The organism is Actinophytocola oryzae (assembly GCF_004364325.1).
Classification (GTDB): domain Bacteria; phylum Actinomycetota; class Actinomycetes; order Mycobacteriales; family Pseudonocardiaceae; genus Actinophytocola; species Actinophytocola oryzae.
Window position 1 is genome coordinate 70,932 of the sequence record NZ_SOCP01000007.1, and the last position, 19,733, is coordinate 90,664.

Genomic DNA, 19,733 nt, shown 5'->3' on the forward strand with positions numbered 1-19,733 from the left:
CATGACCGGTGTCACGGTGACCGGTATCGGCCTGGTGAGTCCGGTCGGCACAACGGTCGACGAGGTGTACACCTCGGTCTGCACCGGCCGGTCCGGGCTTTCCCGGCCGCCACCGGAACATCCGCTGCACGGGATCGTCGAGGTGGCCGCGTTCGGCCCGGCCGTCGATCCGGCAGGTGTGCTTCCCGCACCGGAGGCCCGTACCGTCGACCGCTCGATCGTGATGGCGCTGCGGGCGGCGCGGGACGCGTTGGCAGACGCCGGCGTCGAGATCGGCCGGGACGTCGACACGCACCGGGTCGCGGTAGTCGTCTCCGGTGTCGGCGGGCTGGCGACGCTGGCGGACCAGGCGGCCCGCCGCGTCGACCGGGGCAGACTGGGCGTCAGCCCGTACCTGCTCTCCGCCGTGCTGCCGAACATGGCGGCCGCGCGGATCGCCATCGAGTTCGGCATCCGTGGCTATGTCTCGTCGGTCGGCACCGCGTGCGCGTCGGGCGCGCAGTCGATCGGCGAGGCCATGCGCATCCTGCGGGCGGGCGAGGCCGACGTGGTGGTGTGCGGCAGTTCCGAGGCGCCGCTGTTCCCGACGTTCGCGGACGCCTTCGGCAACGCCCGTGCGCTCGCCGGGGGCTGGCCGGACCCGACCGCCGCGAGCCGGCCGTTCGACCGGCGCCGCAACGGTTTGGTGCTCGGCGAGGGAGCGGGGGTGTTCGTGGTGGAGCGAAACGAGTTCGCGCGTGCCAGAGGCGCCAGGCGGTACGCCGAGGTGCTCGGCTGGGCGGCGACGAACGACGCCTACCACACCGCCACACCGCGCCCCGACGGATCGAGTGCGGCGCAGAGCATGCGACTCGCCCTGCGTGACGCCGGTCTGTCCACAAGGGACGTAGACTATCTCAACGCACACGGCACCAGCACGAAAGCCGGTGATGCCGCCGAGGTGGTGGCGATCAGAAGCGTGTACGGCCAGGCCGGTCCACCGGTCAGCTCGACGAAGGGCGTGACCGGACACCTGCTCGGTGCCTCGGGCGTGGTCGAGGCCGCGATCAGCGTCATGGTGCTGCGTAAGGGACTCCTGCCGCCGACACACAACCTCGACGACCCGGACCCGGCGTGCGACCTCGACCATGTCCGCACTGTTCGAACTGTCGGAGTGCGGGCGGTCATGTCGAACTCGTTCGGCTTCGGCGGCCACAACGTCAGCCTCGTGTTCGGTACGTGAGCCCATGGCCGGACGGACGACGACGGACCGGATCACCATCCCGTTCTCCGGACCTGGTGCGGGAACCGCGCCGCTTACCTGGGGCCAGAAGACGATCCTTCGGGACATGGAGGAGACGGGCTGGACGCACAACTCCAGCGGTGCCCACCAGCTGCCGCACGGCACCACGGTCGAGGCCGTCGCCGCGAGCCTTCGTGCGCTCGTGGGCCGGTATCCCGCACTGCGGCTGCGGTTGGGCACCGACGCGGACGGCCAGGCCTGCCAGGTGGTGTCCGGGGCCGGGGAGATCGACCTCGAGGTCGTGAACCTCGCCGACGACACCGAGCCCGCCGACGTCGGCAAGTACGTCGACGACCTGTGCTACACGTGGATGGTCACCCCGTTCGACCCCTACCGGGAGTGGTCGCTGCGGATGGCGGTGATCCGGCACCGGGATGTCTCGCTGTACCGGGTGCTCACGGTCGGCCACCTGGTCGCCGACGGCGCGGCGGTCCTGCGGCTCGTGGCCGATCTCCGCACGGGCAGGTCGACCCGCGACGAGCCGCCCTCGGTGGGGCCGCTCGAGCTGGGCAGGTCGGAACAGACCCCGGAGTCGCGCCGGATCAGCGACCGGGCCGTGCGTTACTGGGAGACGAGGCTGCGGTCCATCCCGCCACAGACGTTCGGTGCCAGGCAGACACCCCGGCTCGGCAAACGCTACCGGCACGGGCGGTTCGACTCGCCCGCCGCCCACCTCGCCGTGCTCGCCATCGCCGAACGGACCCGCACGGACACCTCACGCGTGCTGCTCGCCGTCCTGGCCACGGCCATCGGGCGGGCGACCGGCGTGCCGCGGCTCACCACGAAGGTCGTCGTGAGCAACAGGTTCCGGCCGGGTCTCGCGGATGCGGTCGCGACGCTGTCGCAGGACTCCGTGCTCTCCGTCGAACTCGACGGGACCGTCGACGACGTGATAGCCCGCGCATGCCAGGCATCGACGGCCGCCTGGCTGCACGCCTACTACGACCCCGACCAGCTCGAGGACCTGCGTACGCGGCTCGACCGCGAGCGCGGCTGTCCCGCGAGGGTCACCTGCCGGATCAACGACCGGCGCGCCGCCCGGCCGAACGCCGGGGTGGTCCGCAGTGCCGGGGTGACGACGGAACGGATCCACGCGAGGGCGGCGGAGACTTCCCTTGTCTGGGAGGGTGATCTGGACGAATCGTGCGACCAGCTGTTCGTCGCGATCGAGGACCGGCCGGGAACCGTCTACCTGCAGGGAATCTTCGACCTGGCGTGCTTCACCGAGGAGCAGGCCGAACGGCTGCTGCGCGGGGTCGAGGAGGTGGCCGTCGCGGCGGCCTTCGACCCCGTGACACCGACCGGCGTCGGCTGAGACCTCACGTGCCGAACCCGGTCAGGCAGAGGTAACGCAGCTGGGGGTCGTAGTCGGCGACCACCACCAGCTCCGCAGGACCGTTCAGGTGCTCGGCCAGCTGCCACCACGCCCCGGTGGCCGGTTGCCCGGCCGGCACCACCGTGTAGTCCGGGTGCCCTGGCCATGCCGCGGCGAGGCCGTCACCCAGGACGACGCACACCTCGTCGTGTCCGGTCGACAGCTCGGCGATCCCGGCCCTCGTGAGACCCGCGACCGCGTCCGGGGCCACGTCCGGGTACTGGTGAACGCCGGTGACCGGTGACCCCGGGCCGTCGCCGAACAGCATGGCGACACCGCGGTGCCGCGCCGGTGGGGTGGCAGGCGAGTCGTAGGGAACCGACGCCTGCTCGACGACGATCAGCAGCGCCCGGCGGGGCCGGTAGGCGCCGATGACACGCAGCCCGGTGAACGCCGCGGCGCGGCCCTGGTCGCAGAGGGCGAAGGACATCGGGGTGCCGGGGCACACCCGGCTCAGGTAGGCGGCGGTCGCCCGGCCGGGCCACAGGTCGTGGACAGAGAACGCCAGCACCAGCAGGTCGACAGGCTCGGCCACGGTGGTCGCCAGCAGCGACGCGGCCATCTCACCGTAGGACTGGCCGGACCACTCCGCGTGCGGTTCGATGCCGAAGGGCCGGGTCAGGTCCGCCAGGTAGGCGCCGACACCGGCCCGGTGTTCGTCGTCGGCCAGGACCCTGGCCGGTCCGGTGAACGTCGCACGTTCGGTGCGGATCAGGTTGGGGCCCGCGCACGACGCCGCCGGTCCCGGTCGGGACACGAACACCGGCTACCAGGGACGGCCGTGGCAGGCGACGAAAGTGGCCAGCTGGCCGACGGTACGCGTCCGCTCCGGGTTCATCGTCTCGACGTCGATCTGGATCCGCAGCCGCTCTTCCAGCTCCAGCAACAGTTCCAGCCCCAGCGACGAACTGAGGCCGAGCTGCTCGGCCATCAGCATGTCCTCGGTGACCGGTTCCTCCCGCTTCAGCAGTCCGCGCAGCAGTGCGGCGATGGCGTCGACGGCGCGCTCTCGCAACTCGGCGTCGATCTCGGCCTCGGGTGCGGCCATGGTCGTCCTCCAGTGTGGAAACTCAGTGCCGGAACAGCATCGCGGAGAAGGTCGCGCCGTTGCCCGCGCCGACCGCCGCGACGAGGTAGTGGTCGCCTTCGCGCACCAGTCCGTCCTCGAGGGCCGTCCGGTAGTTGGCGAACGCGTCCGCGCAGAAGACATGGCCGCCTGACGCGACGTTCGACAGCACGACGCGCCCGACGGGATAGCCCAGCAACAGGCACAACCGCTGCCAGGTAACCACGTTGACGTTGTGCGGGAGTATCAAACGGATATCGTCGAGCGTCAGGCCTGCCTCGCCGACCGCCCGGTGGATCACCGAGGCCAGTGCGGGCCGGTACTCGCGCTGGAACCGTTCGGTGCTCTCGCCGATCTCGACGTCGAACTCCCCGCGCTGGTGGCAGGCGTAGGCGAGCAGCCGGTCACGTGGCCCGGTCGCGCTCACCAGACATGCCGCCGCACCCTCGCTGAAGATCGAGGTTCCCGGCAGCAGCCGGGCATCGAGGGTGAAGGTCTTCTCCCCGGTGAGCACCAGCGCCAGCGCGTCCGGCCGAGGATCCTCCGCGAGCAACCGCCCGGCCAGCTCGACGGCCAGCAACCCGCTGGCACAACTCTGTTGTGTCACGGTGAACGTGAGGGCGTGCCCGAGACCGAGCTCCCGGCACACGTCGTGCAGCGGGTTCTCCGGGTACGGCACGACGACCGGCATCGCCCTGCCGTGGATGACGTAGTGTACCCGGTTCTCGTTGCCGCGCAACGCGGTGAGGCCACGCACCGCGGCGTGGAGCAGGTCGTGCAGCGACCGGCCGGAGTCCAGCCGGACCTGGTCGAGCCCGTGGAACCGCCGGAAGAGCCTGACCTGGAGGTCGGTGAGCCCGAGCGGGCCGGCCAGACTCCCGATGGGAACCCGTGTTTCCGGTGTGTACACCGATACCGCGTCCAGTGCGGTCATACCCGAATGGAAACACGCCTTCCCGAGGCCGTCAACGTGTGTCACCATTGCCCAATGTCGCGATTCCTGTTCGTGGCGCTGCCGCTTTCCGGCCATCTCAACCCGATGCTCGCGATCGGCCAGATGCTGGTCCACAGTGGACATGAGGTCGCCTGGTGCGGCCAGGAGAGCGTGCTGCGCCCGCTGGTCGGGCCGGACGTGACGGTCCACCCCACGGGCACGCGTCTCCACCGCCGACCCGCCGACACCGGCATGGCAGGGCTTGCGGCTCTCTGGGACGGATATCTGGTCCCGTTCACCCGCTTCACCCTCGACCCGGTCGACGCCGCGGTGCGTTCGTACCGGCCCGATGTCGTCGTGGCCGAACAGTACGCACTGGCCGCCGGCCTGGTGGCGCACCGGCGCGGAGTGCCGTGGGCGACCGTGTGCACCGGCGCACTCGAGCTTGCCCCGCCGCCGGAGCTGACCGGGTTCGCGGACCTCGTGGCCGACCGGGTGGCGACGGTGGTGGCGATGGCGGGCATCTCGGACGGCGAGTCGTTCGACCCCCGCTTCTCGCCACACCTGGTGCTCGCCCTGACCTCTGCGGCGCTCACCGGCGGCGCCCCGCTGCCGGAGCGGTGCGTGCTCACCGGGGCGGTGCTCGGCGACCGGTTGAACGCACCGGACTTCCCCTGGCAGGCATGGGATCCCGGCCGCAGGCACGTGCTGGTGACGGTCGGCACCCTTGTCGGGCACCTGGTCGGGGACTTCTACCAGCGGATGGCGGCCGCGCTCGCACCCATGGCGGAGGAGGTACAGGCGGTGTTCGTCACCTCGGGAGTCGCCGGGACCTCGTTCCCGGACAACGTGATCGCCGCGGACCTCGTGCCGATGCTCGACCTGCTGCCCCGGCTGGACGCGGTCGTGTCCCACGCCGGGGGAGTCGTCCACGAGGCGCTCGCGTACGGCCTGCCCCTCGTCGTGGCACCGGTCCGGGCCGAGCAGGTGGCCGTCGCGCGTCAGGTGGCCGATGCCGGCGCCGGTATCGAGGTCTCGATGCTCCAGGCGAGCCCTGACCAGCTCGCCGCCGCGGTGCGGGCCGTCCTCGACGAGCCGGCATACCGGCACAGCGCCGGGCGGATCGCCGGGGAGTTCGCTGCCGCGGGCGGCGCCCGTGCCGCCGCGGCAGAGCTTGCCGCACTCGCGTCCCGTGTGGACGCCGTGGAGGTGAGTCGGTGATGGCACTACCCTCGGCGGAGGAGCTTCGCTGGGCACGGCAGCGGCGTGCGCACCTGCGGGAGGCAGGCAGCGACCTGGACATCGTGCTCACACTCCGGAAGGGAACCGGCCCACCCCTGTTCTGCGCGCCACCCCTGGTCGGGCTGAGCTGGTGCTATCTGGCGCTGTCGCAACACCTCCGGTCCGGCAACCCGGTCGTCGGCCTGCAGTCGCGCGGACTGCGCAGGCCGGAGCCGCTACCGGCCGACATGGCGGAGCTGACGCGTGACCTCGCCGACCACCTCCGCAACGTCCAGCCCGACGGTCCCTACCACCTGTTCGGCTGGTCCCTCGGCGGGAACATGGCCCACGCGATCGCCGAGCGGCTCGAACACGACGGCCACGAGGTGGCGTTGCTGGTCATGGGAGACGCGACCCCGGCACTGCCCTACAGCTTCGGCCGGGCCGCCGACAGCGCCTGGCGCGTCTGCAACTTCGTGCTGAGAGAGGTCGGCTACCAACCGGCGATCCCACCGGACGAACCGGAACCGGAAGCACGGATGCTCGCGTTGGTCAGGGAACGTCCCGGACTCAGCTTCGACGCGTGGCCGGACGAGCGGGTGCTCGCCCTGCCGAGGGTGGTCCAGAACAACCTCGCCATCTCCCAGGCACACCGGCCCGGCCGGGTGAGTGCCCCGATGCTGTTCCTGTCCGCGACCAGGGGCGGGCCGCCGACGGAGAAGAAGGTCGCGTCCTGGCAGCCGCACACGGGCGGGCCGGTCGACGTCGTCGATGTCGACTGCCGACACGAGCATCTGCTGCTGCCCCAACCGGTTGCGCGGATCGGCGCCGCGATTTCCGCGCGCCTACTCTAGTGCACGCCCCCCGCGCGTGCGACCGTGTGGCGATCGGGTCCCTGTTCCCCTGGCCAACCGGGAGGTTCTGTGAGCAACCTGCGTGCAGCACTGGCGGAGGACATGCGGGTGGGAGCGGGCAACGTGCTGCTCATGCTCGCCGAGCACGGGGCGGACCGGGACACCCCGAGGGTGACCTTCGACGTCGACGTGGACGGCATTCCCGCATGGACACCGTTCTCCCTGGCCACGCTGACCGAACGGGTCGCGGCGCGCGCGGAGTGGTTCGCGGGCAGGGGAGTCGGGCGGCGTGACCCGGTGGCGATCTACGTGACGTCCTCGGCGGACGTGTTCCTGAACTTCTTCGCGCTCACCTGGCTCGGCGCGATTCCCGCGCTGATGAACGGCAACATGCCGACCGAGATCGCCGCCGCGTACGTGCGGAAGCTCCGTGGCACCGGGGTCGTCGTCGACGCCGACCACGCCGGGCTCCGGGAGTACGACCTCGGCATGCCCGTCCTCGGCGACGCCAGCGAGACGGGCACCGGCGATCCGGCCAAGGCGCCACCGCACTTCCGGCACGACGGCGAGGACCCGGTGGCCATCACGCACTCCTCCGGCACCACCCGGATGCCGACCGCGGTCGTCCACTCGCACCACAGCCTGTTCGCCGCCATACGCGCGGTCCGGCTCACCGAGGCGCGCCCGTACGGTCAGGTGCGTGAGCTGTCCGCGCTGCCCGCCGCACACGCCGCGGGCATCATCGTGATCAACCAGGCACTGTGCAACGGCTACCAGATCCTCTGCCTGTCGGCGCAGGGCGGATCGCTGGAGCGCGGCACCGAGCGGATCCTGGACGCCATCGAACGGTGGCGCCCGACCGGCGTCTTCGGTTTCGCGGTGACGTGGTCGGAGCTGGCCCGGTTCGACCTGTCCACACGGGACCTCGGGTCGGTGCGCATCTGGTCGAGCACCGGCGACTGTGCGCACGAGACGCACGTGCGGAACCTGATCGCGGCGGGCAGCCACGTCGAGTGGACCAGGAACGGCATGGTCCAGGTCGCCGGCTCCAAGTTCATCGACATGCTCGGCTCGTCGGAGATGGGCCACAGCGCGTTCTTCATGACCCACAGGCTCGGCAGCGACCGCTACGACCGCTGCGTCGGCAGGCCGTACCCGTTCGCCGAGGTGGCGTTGCTGGACGTGGTGACGGGGGAGGAGGTGCCGGTCGGCCAGGTCGGGCAGTGCGGGCTGAGGGCGCCGACGGTCGCACCCGGCTACTGGAACGACTCGGCCGCCACCTACCGCACCCGGCTCGGCGGCTACTACCTGACCGGTGACCTCATGTACCGGGACGAGGACGGCTACTACTACCAGGTCGACCGCGCCACCGACGCACTCGACCTCGGCGACGGGACCTGGCTCTACACAGCGCTTTCCGAGGAACGCATCCTCACCGGCTGCCCGGATGTCCGTGACTGCACGGTGGTCGCGGCCAGGGACGACGACGGCGGCCCGGTCGCCGACGTGCTGCTCGTGCTCCACGACGGCGCCGACCCCGCCCGCGACCGCGGCGAGGAGATCCGCGCCGGGCTGGGTGCCGCCGCACACGTCCTGCGGCGGATCGACGTGGTCGCCGACGACGACGTCGTCCTCGGCCCGACCGGCAAGGTGCGCAAGTTCATCATGCGCCAACGGATTCTGGCGGGAGCGGCGGAGAGGTAGTCCTGTGCCGACCCTTGGTGGGAACATCGTGAGCGGGAACCGTTCCGCACGAGACGAGCCGGCAGGCAGGCTGCTGCGGCACCTGCTCGGCGACGAAGGCAGGCGTGACCCGTACCCGGTCTACCGCCGTCTGCACGACCTCGGGCCGGTGGCGGCGCTGCCCGATGGCAACCGGTACGCCGCCGTCGTCCACGGCCACGACGCCGTCGGTCAGGCGCTGCGGGACGACAACCTCAGGGTGCTCGACGCGGCGTACCTCGACCGGGCAGGAACCCGGTGGCGCGAACACCCCGCCGTGCGCACCCTGCAGAGCTCCCTGTTCCACGCCAGCGGCGCGAAGCTCGCCTACGTCCGCCGTCTGTTCGGCCAGGCGTTCGGACCCACCAGGGTCACCGCCCTCGAACCGATGCTCGACCGGATCACCGGTGCACTGCTCGACCGGCTGGCGGCACTCGGCGCCAACGGCACGCCGGTGGACTTCATGGCCGAGTTCGCGTTGCGCCTGCCCAGTGACGTCATCGGCGAGCTGTTCGGGGTGCCGGCGTCCGACCGGTCCTGGTTCCCCTCCAGGGTGGCGGCGTTCGACGCCGTGATCGAGGTGGGACAGCGCCCGTTCCGCGAGGTCCGGGCCGCCGACGCGGCGGCGGAGGAGCTGACCGCGTACTTCGCCGACCTGCTCGCCACCCGCCGAGCCGACCCTGGCGACGACCTCGTCTCCGCACTGGCCACAACGGACACCGGCCTGACCGAGGTGGAGCTGCTCGCGAGCCTGGTCATCGTGTTCAACGCCGGGTTCCGCACCACGACGAACCTGCTCGGCAACGGCCTGCGGCTCCTCGTCGACCACCCGGAGCTGCTGGCGGCCCTGCGGGAGGACCACGCGCTCGCCCCGGCCTACGTCGAGGAGATCCTCCGCCTCGAACCGGCGGTCCACGTCGCCACCCGCTACGCGGTCGAGACCACCGACATCGCCGGAGTGTCCATACCGGAGGGACGTCCCGTCGTCATCCTCACCGGCGCCGCGAACCGGGACCCGCGCCGCTTCCCCGACCCGGACCGGTTCGACCCCACCCGTGCCGACAACCACCACTACTCCTTCAGCGCCGGACCGCACTTCTGCATCGGCGCCGCACTCGGCCGGGCGGAGACGGGACTGGCCCTGCCGCGGCTGCTCTCCCGCTTCCCGTCCCTCGCCCTCGCCTCGCCGCCAGGCCCCCGCCGCCACCTGGTGCTGCGCGGCTACGACCGCCTGGAACTACTGCTGAGAAAGGGACTTCCCGGATGAGGAACCTGTTGTTGGTGCTGGGCATGGGTCGCTCCGGCACCTCCATGCTGACCGGGCTGCTCTCGCTCTGTGGCGCCGCACTGCCGGACAACCTGCTCGCCTCGGACGCCAACAACGAGAAGGGGTACTTCGAGTCGCTGGACGTGCTCACCATGAACGAGTTCTTCCTCAACTGCCTCGGGTTGGACTTCTTCGACACGTCGTTCCGGCTCCAGGAGGGCGAGCTCGCCGCGGACGGCGCCGGCGCGCTCACCAAGCGGATCGGCAAGTTCCTCGGCCGCTACGAGGACCGTCCGCTGCTGGTGGTGAAGGACCCGAAGATGGTGCCGCTCCTGCGGTACTGGCTGCCCGCCGCGACCGGCGCCGGGTGGGACGTGAAGATCGTCGTGACGGTTCGCCACCCGCGCGAGGTGAGTGCCTCGCTCGCGCGGGTACAGGCGGGGCAGGCCGACCACAGCGTCTCGGACGCACTGTGGATCAAGTACAACCTGCTGGCAGAACGCGACACACGCGACTTCCCGAGGGTGGTCGTCACCTACGACGAGCTGCTCGCGGACTGGCGCGGACAGCTGAAGCGCGTCACGTCGGCGTTGGACGTGGAGCTGGACCTCGGGTCCGACCGCGACGAGGCGGTCGATTCCTTCCTCGACAGGAAACTCCGGCACTTCGCGGCCGACGACGACCAGGTCCCGCCCAACCCGTGGGTCGCGGCGATCTACCGGCAGCTGACCGAGCTGAGCGTGGACGGCGCCCTCGACCGGGACCGGATGGACCGGTTGTACGAGCTGTACGTCAGCGCGGAGCGCATGGTCCGCGCATGCGTCCTGTCCACGTCACCCGCGCCACGGCCTGCGTAGCGCCGCCGTCAGGGTTCACCGCCCAGGACGGCCGCCGCGTACACGTGCAGGGCCTCGCGGTCCGGCTGGCCGGTCTTGCTGACCAGGTTCGCCACGTGCTTCTCCACGGTGCGGGGTGAGATGTGCAGCCGCCCGGCGATCGCCTTGTTGCCGAGCCGGTTCACGAGCAGCTGGAAGACCTCGTATTCGCGCACGGTCACGCCGAGCGCACGCAGGGCGGCGGGCACCTGGTCGGTGTCGGTGCGCCGCCGCCGGACCGCCGCGCCCGTCTGGCGCAGCAGGGCACGGCACGCGCCGGCGACCGCGGACACGTCCGCCTGGTGGAAGTACTCCTCGGCACGCCGCAGCCACGTTTCCGGTTCGCCCCAGCCGTCGACGATCGCGGCCTCGGCGACCAGGCGCAGCCCGAGGTGGCGGGTCATGGGGTAGAGGTCGGCGACCTCCAGCGCCGCCGACACCGCGGCCACCGCCTCGGCGGGTCTGCCGGACCGGCCGAGCAGGACGGCGTGCGCCAGGTGGACGAACTGGTGGTTCCACCGCATCCGGCTCATGACCGACGCGCTGACCTCCTCGTACTGCGTCCAGGCCGCGGTGCCGTGCAGCACGTCGACGAACAGCTTGAGGCCGTACCGGCCCGCGAGGCAGAACGTGGTCGGGTTGCTCCGCTCGGCGGACTGGAGGCGGGCCAGCTCGGACCGTGCCCGCTCGCGGTCCTCCTCGAGCAACGCGCAGAAGGCCCCGGCCAGACCCAGCAGGAGCGCGGACTCCGGTGACTCCTCCGCGCGCATGCGGTGGAACTCGGCGGTCGCCTCGGCAAGCTCCCGCCGCCGCCCGCGGTGCGCGGCGAGCACCGCCCTGGTCAGCTGGCTGTACATGGCGACGTAGTCCAGGCGCAGCCGTGTCGCCGCGGCCCAGCACGCGTCGGCCAGCTCCGCCGCCTCGGCGAACCGGCCGCACATCACCGTGTGCAGGGCGATGCTCGCGTCCACCACGTGCCCGATGGTGATCGCGCCGACCCGCAGCGCCTCGTCGCGGACGCGTTCCATCCCCGCGACGTCCCCGCCCGCCAGCCAGTCGTTGCGCGCCAGCTCGACGAGCGCGTAGATCCGCCAGATCGGCAGCCGGTGTTCCTCGGCGAGCTGGCGGGAACGGTCGAAGCAGGCCGTCGACTCCGCCAGGTCCTGTTCGCGGGCAACGGTTCCGATGGTGAGCCACGCCTGGCAGGCGGTCGCGGGCAGCTGGGCCCGCTCCGCGGCGGCGACCGCACGCCTCGCCAGCTTCCCGGCGTCCCGTTCGCGGTCCGTGCCGGGCAGCTCCATCGCGAGGTCGGCGGCGACGGCGTCGAGCGGGGCGGCGTCCTCGTCGGCGGGATCCGGGCCGAGCAGGGCACGTGCCGCGTCGACCTGCGCGAGCCCCGCGGCGGGACGCCCGGCGATCTTCGCCACCCACGCGAGCCGGACGTGCAGTCCCGCCCGCCGCGCGGCGCCCATGCCGGTGCTCTCCCACCGGTTGAGGCTGTCGACCAGCTCGAAGGCCCGGTCGAACCGGCCGGCCTCGGCCAGGGAGTACAGCAGGGACTCGAGGATCTCCGCGCGGATGCTCGTGCCGTCCTGGTCGGCGAGCAGCCCGTCGGCCCGTTCGAGGAGCGTGATGGCCGAGCTGGACGCACCGGCGGCGAGCGCACGCCGTCCGGCCTCGGCGAACAGCCGCGCCGCGCCCGCGAGGTCCCCGGTGTGCGAGCGCAGCGACGCCACGAGCTGGCACCACTCACCGGGCAGGCCGGGCTGGATGGTCTCGATCGCGTCGGCGGCCCGGCCGCACAGGTCGGCCCGGTCGGTCGGCGTCATCATCGCCAGCAGGGCTTCCCCGGTCAGCGGGTGCTGGAAGGCGTACCAGTCGGGTGCCGGCTGGTCGGCGGTCACGAGCTGCGCCGCGACGCCGGCGTGCAGGTGGCTGAGCACCGTGCGGTCGTCCATCCCGGTGACCCGCTGCACGACCGAGAGCGGGAACCGGCGGCCGAGCACCGCGGCGACCGACAGCAGCATCCGTGCCCGGGGCCCGAGGCGGTCGATGCGGTTGGCGATGCTGCGCACCAGGGTGGCGGGCACCTCCCTGCGTGGCTCGTCGTCGACCTCGTGCCACCCGCCGCCACTCTGGACCAGCAGGCCGTTGTCGACCATCCCGCTCAACAGCTCCTCCACCATGAACGGGTTGCCGGCACTGTCCTGCCACAACCGCAGCGCCGCGCGCCTCGGCACCTCGTCCGGTGCCACCTCGAGGCAGGACGCGACGAGCCTGCGCACGTCGGCGACGTCGAGCCTGCGCAGGTCGAGGATCGTGGCGCAGCCGCGCTGGGCGGCGGACCCGGTGAGGTCGAGCGCGGCACACGGTTCGCTGCGGACGGTCGCCAGCAGGACGACCGGCAGGTCCTGGAGGTTGTCGACCAGGTACTCGACGACGGCCAGCGTCTCGGCGTCGGCCTCGTGCAGGTCCTCGAGCACCAGCAGGCAGCCACGGTCCCTGCCGAGCGTGGCGAGCAGCCGGAGCACGCCCTCCGCGAGCACGACGACCGAGTCGCCGTCCGGCGCCTGCCCGCCCCGGTTCCAGTCGGGGACCAGCCTGCCGAGCACCGGCCGGTACGGGCCGAGCGCCTTCTCGTCGGGCGGGTCACCACTGCGGAACAGCGACAGCAGCGCCTCGGCCAGCGGCCGGAACGGGACCGTCGGCCCGATCGTGCTGCCCCGCCCTCGCAGTACCCGCAAGCCCGCGGTGAACGCGCGGCTGGTGGTCTCGACGGCGAGCCGGGACTTGCCGATGCCCGCCTCGCCGACGATGAACACCGTGGTGCCTCGCGCGGCGCGGGTACCGGCGACCGCGCGGTCCAGGTCGTGCAGCTCACGATCGCGGCCGACCACCAGCGGAGCGCGAGTCTGCATACCGTGACCCCAGTGTCCTCAGCGATCCGGACTTGCGGGCTCGAGCAGGAGAACCGACGGCACCTGGTCGGCGAAACCGAGCCGCAGAAAACCGTAGCCGATGCCGGCCAGACCGGTCAGCAGTCCCGGCGACGGCACCCCACCGGGCGTGCCGCAGCGCGGGCCGCCGCGGTCGAGCGCGCCGATGGCCCGTGCGGCGTAGTGCACCCTGGTCCGCGCCGCGCCCTCGTGTCCACGCAGTGCGAGCACGGTGAGCGCGTCCACGATGCCCAGCTCGCCGTGGCAGAGGCTCGTGTCACGCAGCGGCCTGCGTGCCGCGAGTGCGGCGACCGCGTCGTCGACAGCGGCCGGCTCGTGGTCGGCTGCGGCCAGCAACACCCCGGACATCCCACCGCACCAACCGAAGTCGTCGTCCGCGACCGGCTGGGGGGCCGGGGCCGTGCCGGTGCCGGTGAACCGTCGCATGGCGTACGCGACACCCGCCGCGCCGCCCGCGAACCCGGCCGGCGAGTACGGCCCGGCGACAACGGTCTCCCCGAGCCGGGCCGCGAACCTGGCCGCCACGTCACCCGCCGAGGCGAGGCCGGTTTCCTCGTGTACGGCGAGCATCGCCAGCAGGCCACCGGCGTAGCCCGTCGCGACTCCCGCCGACCCGCCCGGCACGTCCGCGAGGGTGCCCGTCAGCTCGACCGCTCTGGACAGCCAGTCCGCGCACTCGCCGTCGCCGAGCAGCGTGCTCATGCGGGACAGCGCGTAGCAGATCCCGCCGAGGCCGAGGAAACCTCCCGGGCCGAGGGTCCTGGCCGGCTCCGGTTCGTCGCCGAGGGTGTCCAGCAACCCGGGTAGCGGCCGGATGGCCTTCCTTGCCAGCTCCCGGTAGCGGTCGGTGTCGGTGAGCCTGCCGAGCTGCGCGAGGAACAGCGCGACCCCGGTGTAGCCGTCGCCGAGTCCCGCGCCCAGCGGGGCGAGCGCCCAGTGCCTGCCTGCGACGGGTTCCAGGCCGAGCCAGTTGGCCCGGTCCTCGTCCTGCAGCGACCTCGCGACGAGCTGGTCTGCGATGCCGCAGGCCGCGGCCAGCAGCGACGGCGGGTCCGGCACCCCGGTCGCGGCCGGTTCGGGTGCCGGGTCGCCGCCGCGGTGGTCGACCGGCCCCGTGCGTGCCGCCATCGCGGCGGCGATCAGCCATTCCTGGTCGAGGCGGTCGACCTCGTCCAGGTCCGTGATCTTCGCGGTCGCCGCGTCGAGACCGGACACGTCCAGCAGGCCGGGTATCCGCTCGCCGTCGCGCGTCCAGGCGTCTCGCGAACCCGGCCTGCCGACGAACACGGGCACCTCACCCGCCACCAGGTCGGCGACCTCGAACCGCACGAGCGGGCCGTCCGGGGTTCCCGGCCCGGCGAAGAAACGCTCACGGTCGCGGTCGTCCCGCAGCAGGTCGGGCCGGGTGGACTCGGCCAGCAGCGCCGCGTAGGCCCCGGCCGGTCGCGCGAGGAGCCGGATCTCGTCGTCACCGCAGCGGCTCAGCAGGCCGCCGGACCCGGTCAGCTCGTCGCGGTGCGCGACGATCGCGTCGTAGCCCGCGCGGAACCCGGTGAGCAGCGCGAAACGGTACTCGGCCGGGTCGACGTCCTTCTCGCCAAGCCGGGGACGGCCCGCGCCGAGCGGTGCCGGCAGCAGGGCCGTGCGGGTCACCGACGAGCGCAGCGCGAGCGCCGCCGGGTCCTGGCCCGCCACCGGGTCGAGCGTGGCGTGGAAGAGGGTCTCCACGTCGACGAGCACCGGCTGGTCGCCCGCCGCGACCAGGTTCTCGTGGTGGAGGTCCACGGCGTCCACGGCGTACAGCAGCGCCAGCAGGGCGCCCTGCCTGCGGTAGAAGCGGTCGACCTCGGCGACGCTCGCGCACGGCCGGGGCGCGACGAACTCCACCCAGCCGTGGCCGGGCCGCACCACGGTGGTGACCGGCCGCAGCGCCAGCCCGGGGATCGTCTTGTTGAGCCAGCTCACGAGCTCACCGAAGTGACGCAGCAGCGCGGGGGAGCGCGGCTTGTACACCACGGCGCGACCGTCCGCGAAACGCAGCACCGCCACCGCGCGCCCGCGCCCGTGTTCGCGGACGCTGGTGCGCACCGTCGTCAGCCTGCCGGGATCGACCCCGCCGAACAGCAGCTCGACGATCGTGTCGCGGTCGGCGGCGAAGCGGGTGAGCAGCTCCAGCGTTGCGTCGACCGCGTGCAGGCAGGTCTGCGCCAGGAGCCGCGCCAGCACCGGGTACTCGGCGAGCAGCGCGGCGAGACCGTCGGGTGCCGGTGTCCCGGCGAGGAGTCGCGCGAGGCGTTCGCCGAGTCGGTCGGCGAACTGGTCGCACACCGAGGAGAGGTCGGCCAGCTCGGCGTACTGCCCGGCACCGCGAGCCACGCGCTCCCGTGCCAGGTCGAGCAGCGGCGCCGGACCGCTCGGGTGTGCCGTCCCGACCGCCCGCTCGACGAACTCCGCCCAGTCCGGTCGGCCGGTACTGGTGGACGGAAGGCTCACACGGTGATCCTGCCACCACCGGGCGGGTGCCGTATGGGGGCGCGGCCCCCACATTGGCGACGCGCGGCGACGGGCGAAGTTTGGGGGTGCCACGCGGATGCGTGGTGGGGGCGCCGCGTGCACGCTGGTCGTGGTGGGGCCGACGGGGGTTGCGCTGGGAGGAGTGGTCGTGGACGTGTTCGCGCCAGAGGTACCGGCGGTGACGTCCGTGGAGGTCCTCGCCTCGGACCCGGTGCTGCGGGAGGGGGTGGAGTCCGCGCTGCGCCGGTGCCGGGAGGTCACGACCGTGCGGGACGGCACGCCATCGGTCACGGTCATCGTGGTCGACGCGGTCGACGACGAGACCCTGACGGTCCTTCGCGACACCAGGGGCACCAGCCGCCGCGGTGTCCTGCTGGTCGCGACCTCGGTGGACGCCACGGGCACTCTGCTCGCCATCGAGGCAGGGGTCAGCGGTGTGCTACGCCGCAGGGAGGCCAGTGCGGACGGCCTGGCCGCTGCCGTGCTCGCGGTCGCGAGCGGCCACGGCAGCATGCCGCCCGACCTGCTCGGCGAGGTCATGGCACGACTGGGCGGGCTGGAGGGAAACCTGCCGGGCAGGCATCCGGCCTCGGTTCTCGACGAGCGGGAGAAGGCCGTGCTGCGCATGGTCGCCGACGGCCACGAGACCGCGGAGATCGCCAGGGCGCTCGCCTACTCGCCGAGGACCGTCACCGGGATCGTGCACGACATCACCCACCGCCTGCGCCTGCGCAACCGCGCCCACGCGGTCGCGTACGCCCTGCGGGAAGGGCTGATCTGAGAAGCTCAGACGAGCCCGGTCCGCACGGCGTAGGCCGCCGCGTGCGCGCGGTTGCGCAGCTGCAGGCGGACCATCATGGCGTGGATGACGTTCTTGACCGTGTGCTGCGAACACGACAGCGACCGTGCGATGTGGGCGTTGCTGTAGCCGTCCGCGATGAACCGGAGTACGTCGACTTCCCTGGCGCTGACGGCAGGCACCGGACCGTGCTGCGAAAGTTCCCGCATGGAGGTGACGGTAGTGGCCGTCCTCGGCCACCACAGTCGGGCCAGGCCCCCATCTATGCCTGCTCATACCGTTGTGGACAGTCGTGGATCGAGCTCGCCGGCCTGCCACAGGTGTGCCACGTCGCCGAAGTTGGCGCTCACCCAGTCGTCGTCGTAGATGGTGTCGAGGTAGCGCTCGCCGCGGTCGGGGAAGATCAGCACGCAGTTCGCGCCCGCCGGGATGCGCTCCCGCCTGACCGCGACGGCGGCCACCGCGGCACCGGAGGACCCACCGGCGAGCACGGCCTCGTGTGCGACTAGCCGCCGGCAGCCGACCAGGCAGCCGAGGTCGTCGACGTGCACCACGTCGTCGGCGAGCCCCTCGCGGAACAGGGGCGGCCGGACCGAGGCGCCGTGGCCGGGGATCAGCCTCGGCCTCGGGGTGTCGCCGAAGATCGCGCTGCCCGCGGCGTCCACGGCGACGATGCGCACGTCGAGGCCGTGCCGCCTCGCGAACTGTGCGCAACCACGCAACATCCCGCAGGAACTGGTCGGGCAGAACAGGTAGTCGAGCGGGCCCGGCAGCCCGTCGACGATCTCGCGCATCGTGGTCTCGTGTGCCAGGGCGTTGAGGTGGTTGGCGTACTGGTCGGGGCAGTAGGCGTGCGGGATGGCCGCCACCAGCTCGCGAACCCGCCGGATCCGCACCGGCAGGTACTCGTGCGTCACGGGGTCGGTCTGGGTCACCACCTCGACCTCGGCGCCGAACGCACGCATGATCGCGACGTTCTGCGTGTTCGCCCGGGGATCGACCACACACACGAACCGCAGGCCGAAGTAGCGGCAGACCTGTGCGAGCCCGATGCCGAGGTTGCCGGAGCTGGACTCGACCACCACCGACAGCCCGGGCACCAGCGTCCCGTCACGGATCTTGCCGAGCAGCATGGCGAGTGCCGACCGGTCCTTGACGCTGCCGCCCGGGTTGGCCGCCTCCAGCTTCGCGTAGACCCGGAACGGACTGCGTGCCTCGATCCTGGTCAGCTCGACGAGCGGCGTCGCCCCGACCGTGGCGAGCACGCCGTCGCCCTGTGCGATCGGTCCGCTCACGACGACCGACTTGCCGCCTGCTCCATCCGCCTGCGCAGGCTCAGGGGCCGCATGTCGGTCCACACGGTGCCGATGTGGGCGAGGCACTCGTCGCGACCGCCCTCCGTGCCCTCCCTGCGCCAGCCGGACGGAAGCTCCCGGTCTACCGGCCAGATCGAGTACTGCTCCTCGTGGTTCACCACGACGCAGTAGGTGCGCCCGTCAGCGGTGTCCTCTGCCATGTCAGACGTTCTCCTTAGTGTGCGACAACTCCGTGTTCGTCGACTTCGACTCGAGGCTGCCGAGGGATGGCGCGGCACGGATGGCGCGGTTGACGGTCGCGACCGTGGCGATGAACACCATGAAGACCGCGAGTATCCACACGGTCGTCCGCGCGCCGACCGACCCCAGCAGCAGGCCGCCGACGAGTGAGCCGACCGGGATGGCGCCGAAGGCCACCATGCTCGCCGCGCCGATGACCCGGCCCTGGATGCGGTCCGGGGTGATCGCCAGCTGGTAGGCCGAGATCACGACGTTCCAGACCGGGCCGACGAAGCACATCAGCGCGTACACCGCACCGAGCAGGTACGGGTCGCGTACGAGGAGGATGACCGGCACCATCAGCGCCCACACCCAGTTCACCCCGATGACGACCACCTTCATGGACAGCCGTCGTTCCGCGGCGGGGGCGACCAGCGAGCCGAGCACGCCGCCGACCGACGCGATGCCGAACATCAGCCCGATCGCACCCGGCGTCGCGCCGATGTTCCCGGCGAGCACGATGACGGTCAGGAACAGCGCCTGGAACAACAGGTTGCTCCCGGCGACGAGGATCGTGGTGGTGCGCAGGAACGGCTGGCGCAGCAGCCACCTGACCCCCTCGGTCAGCTCGGTGCGCATCCGCTTGCGCTCGCCGGTCCGCTCCGTCTGGAAGTCCTTCCTGATGAGCAGCAACGTCACGAGCGAGACGAGGTAGCTGACCACGTCGAACAGGAACGGCACCGCACGGCCGATCCCGAACAGGATCCCGCCGAGCGGCTGGCCGAGCATCATCGCGCCGCGCTCCCTGGCCTCGTTGCGGGACAGGGCGACCGTCAGCTGGGAGGAGTGCACCACGTTCGGCACCGCGGCGGAGGCGGCCAGACCGTGTGCCACGGACAGCGTCGCCTCGACGATCCCGACGAGCAGGATGTGGGGCAGGGTCAGCCGGTCGGCGAGCACCGCGACGACGATGGTCGTGATCACGAGTGCGCGCAGGACGTCGCACCAGATCATCACCCGTTTGCGGTCCCAGAGGTCCACCAGCATCCCGGCCGGGATCTGGAAGAGCAGGACCGGCAGCATCGTGACGAACCCGACGAGCCCGGCGTCGACGATGGACCCGGTGAGTGCGAGCACCAGCAGCGGATAGGCCATGCCCGAGGCCCGCGAACCGAGGATCGACACCGCGGACCCGCTCCACAACAGCAGGAAGTCCCGGTTGTGGCGTAGCGGTACGACCCGATCAGTCATGGGGTCGATGCTGGTCGAGTCCCGGCCCCCGACGACAGAGACGTTCCGGCAGTCACGTGCGCGGTCACGGTTGCGGAAAGG

General features: G+C 72.0%; 17 protein-coding genes. 8 read left to right on the forward strand and 9 right to left on the reverse strand.

Annotated features, from left to right (window positions below):
- Nucleotide 1: 1 nt before the first annotated feature.
- The gene (locus tag CLV71_RS20450) at nucleotides 2–1,222 is read left to right on the forward strand and encodes a beta-ketoacyl-[acyl-carrier-protein] synthase family protein (RefSeq protein ID WP_133904432.1); all 1,221 of its coding nucleotides are present in this window, start codon (nucleotides 2–4) and stop codon (nucleotides 1,220–1,222) included.
- A 4-nt stretch (nucleotides 1,223–1,226) separates the two neighbouring features.
- A complete protein-coding gene (locus tag CLV71_RS20455; RefSeq protein WP_133904433.1) occupies nucleotides 1,227–2,597 on the forward strand; it encodes a condensation domain-containing protein in 1,371 nt (456 codons plus the stop codon).
- Between the two features lie 4 nt (nucleotides 2,598–2,601).
- On the opposite strand, the gene CLV71_RS20460 is transcribed toward CLV71_RS20455, so the two are convergent.
- The 3 genes from CLV71_RS20460 to CLV71_RS20470 are packed head-to-tail and all read right to left on the reverse strand — an operon-like array spanning nucleotide 2,602 to nucleotide 4,657.
- The gene (locus CLV71_RS20460; RefSeq protein WP_133904434.1) at nucleotides 2,602–3,414 is read right to left on the reverse strand and encodes a 2-hydroxy-acid oxidase; all 813 of its coding nucleotides are present in this window, start codon (nucleotides 3,412–3,414) and stop codon (nucleotides 2,602–2,604) included.
- Between the two features lie 9 nt (nucleotides 3,415–3,423).
- Nucleotides 3,424–3,705: a phosphopantetheine-binding protein gene (locus CLV71_RS20465; protein WP_133904435.1), complete on the reverse strand. Its 282-nt coding sequence runs from the start codon at nucleotides 3,703–3,705 to the stop codon at nucleotides 3,424–3,426.
- A gap of 22 nt (nucleotides 3,706–3,727) precedes the next feature.
- The gene (locus CLV71_RS20470; RefSeq protein ID WP_133904436.1) at nucleotides 3,728–4,657 is read right to left on the reverse strand and encodes a 3-oxoacyl-[acyl-carrier-protein] synthase III C-terminal domain-containing protein; all 930 of its coding nucleotides are present in this window, start codon (nucleotides 4,655–4,657) and stop codon (nucleotides 3,728–3,730) included.
- Nucleotides 4,658–4,711: 54 nt separating this feature from the next.
- Here CLV71_RS20470 and CLV71_RS20475 point away from each other — a divergent pair, with 54 nt between their 5' ends.
- The 5 genes from CLV71_RS20475 to CLV71_RS20495 all read left to right on the forward strand — a co-directional run bounded on the left by CLV71_RS20475 (nucleotide 4,712) and on the right by CLV71_RS20495 (nucleotide 10,578).
- On the forward strand, nucleotides 4,712–5,878 hold the full coding sequence (locus CLV71_RS20475) for a glycosyltransferase (RefSeq protein ID WP_133904437.1): 1,167 nt from the start codon (nucleotides 4,712–4,714) through the stop codon (nucleotides 5,876–5,878).
- Nucleotides 5,878–6,732: a thioesterase domain-containing protein gene (locus CLV71_RS20480; protein WP_243866623.1), complete on the forward strand. Its 855-nt coding sequence runs from the start codon at nucleotides 5,878–5,880 to the stop codon at nucleotides 6,730–6,732. The genes CLV71_RS20475 and CLV71_RS20480 overlap by 1 nt, the downstream gene beginning before the upstream one ends.
- A 69-nt stretch (nucleotides 6,733–6,801) precedes the next feature.
- Entirely contained in the window at nucleotides 6,802–8,436 is a 1,635-nt protein-coding gene (locus CLV71_RS20485; protein ID WP_243866608.1) for a class I adenylate-forming enzyme family protein, read from the forward strand.
- A 28-nt stretch (nucleotides 8,437–8,464) separates the two neighbouring features.
- Entirely contained in the window at nucleotides 8,465–9,721 is a 1,257-nt protein-coding gene (locus CLV71_RS20490; protein WP_208297640.1) for a cytochrome P450, read from the forward strand.
- Nucleotides 9,718–10,578 carry a sulfotransferase family protein gene (locus CLV71_RS20495; protein ID WP_133904439.1) on the forward strand — a complete coding sequence of 287 codons (861 nt, stop codon included), beginning with the start codon at nucleotides 9,718–9,720 and terminating at the stop codon, nucleotides 10,576–10,578. Before CLV71_RS20490 ends, CLV71_RS20495 begins: the two co-directional genes overlap by 4 nt.
- 8 nt (nucleotides 10,579–10,586) lie before the next feature.
- Here CLV71_RS20495 and CLV71_RS20500 read toward each other — a convergent pair whose 3' ends face one another.
- Both CLV71_RS20500 and CLV71_RS20505 read right to left on the reverse strand, forming a co-directional pair.
- A complete protein-coding gene (locus tag CLV71_RS20500) occupies nucleotides 10,587–13,514 on the reverse strand; it encodes a helix-turn-helix transcriptional regulator (RefSeq protein WP_133904440.1) in 2,928 nt (975 codons plus the stop codon).
- An 18-nt stretch (nucleotides 13,515–13,532) separates the two neighbouring features.
- Nucleotides 13,533–16,046 carry a type 2 lanthipeptide synthetase LanM family protein gene (locus CLV71_RS20505; RefSeq protein ID WP_133904441.1) on the reverse strand — a complete coding sequence of 838 codons (2,514 nt, stop codon included), beginning with the start codon at nucleotides 16,044–16,046 and terminating at the stop codon, nucleotides 13,533–13,535.
- 97 nt (nucleotides 16,047–16,143) lie between these two features.
- Between CLV71_RS20505 and CLV71_RS20510 the strand changes: the two genes are divergently transcribed.
- A complete protein-coding gene (locus tag CLV71_RS20510) occupies nucleotides 16,144–16,848 on the forward strand; it encodes a helix-turn-helix transcriptional regulator (RefSeq protein ID WP_133904442.1) in 705 nt (234 codons plus the stop codon).
- Between the two features lie 5 nt (nucleotides 16,849–16,853).
- Here CLV71_RS20510 and CLV71_RS20515 read toward each other — a convergent pair whose 3' ends face one another.
- From CLV71_RS20515 to CLV71_RS20530, 4 genes are all read right to left on the reverse strand, one after another.
- Nucleotides 16,854–17,075 carry a response regulator transcription factor gene (locus CLV71_RS20515; RefSeq protein WP_133904443.1) on the reverse strand — a complete coding sequence of 74 codons (222 nt, stop codon included), beginning with the start codon at nucleotides 17,073–17,075 and terminating at the stop codon, nucleotides 16,854–16,856.
- A gap of 63 nt (nucleotides 17,076–17,138) precedes the next feature.
- Nucleotides 17,139–18,161 carry a 2,3-diaminopropionate biosynthesis protein SbnA gene (sbnA, locus tag CLV71_RS20520; RefSeq protein WP_243866609.1) on the reverse strand — a complete coding sequence of 341 codons (1,023 nt, stop codon included), beginning with the start codon at nucleotides 18,159–18,161 and terminating at the stop codon, nucleotides 17,139–17,141.
- Nucleotides 18,158–18,382 (reverse strand): MbtH family protein, encoded by a 225-nt coding sequence (locus CLV71_RS20525; RefSeq protein ID WP_133904444.1) that lies wholly within the window; start codon nucleotides 18,380–18,382, stop codon nucleotides 18,158–18,160. Before CLV71_RS20525 ends, sbnA begins: the two co-directional genes overlap by 4 nt.
- A gap of 1 nt (nucleotide 18,383) precedes the next feature.
- Entirely contained in the window at nucleotides 18,384–19,652 is a 1,269-nt protein-coding gene (locus CLV71_RS20530) for an MFS transporter (RefSeq protein WP_133904445.1), read from the reverse strand.
- Nucleotides 19,653–19,733 lie beyond the last annotated feature (81 nt).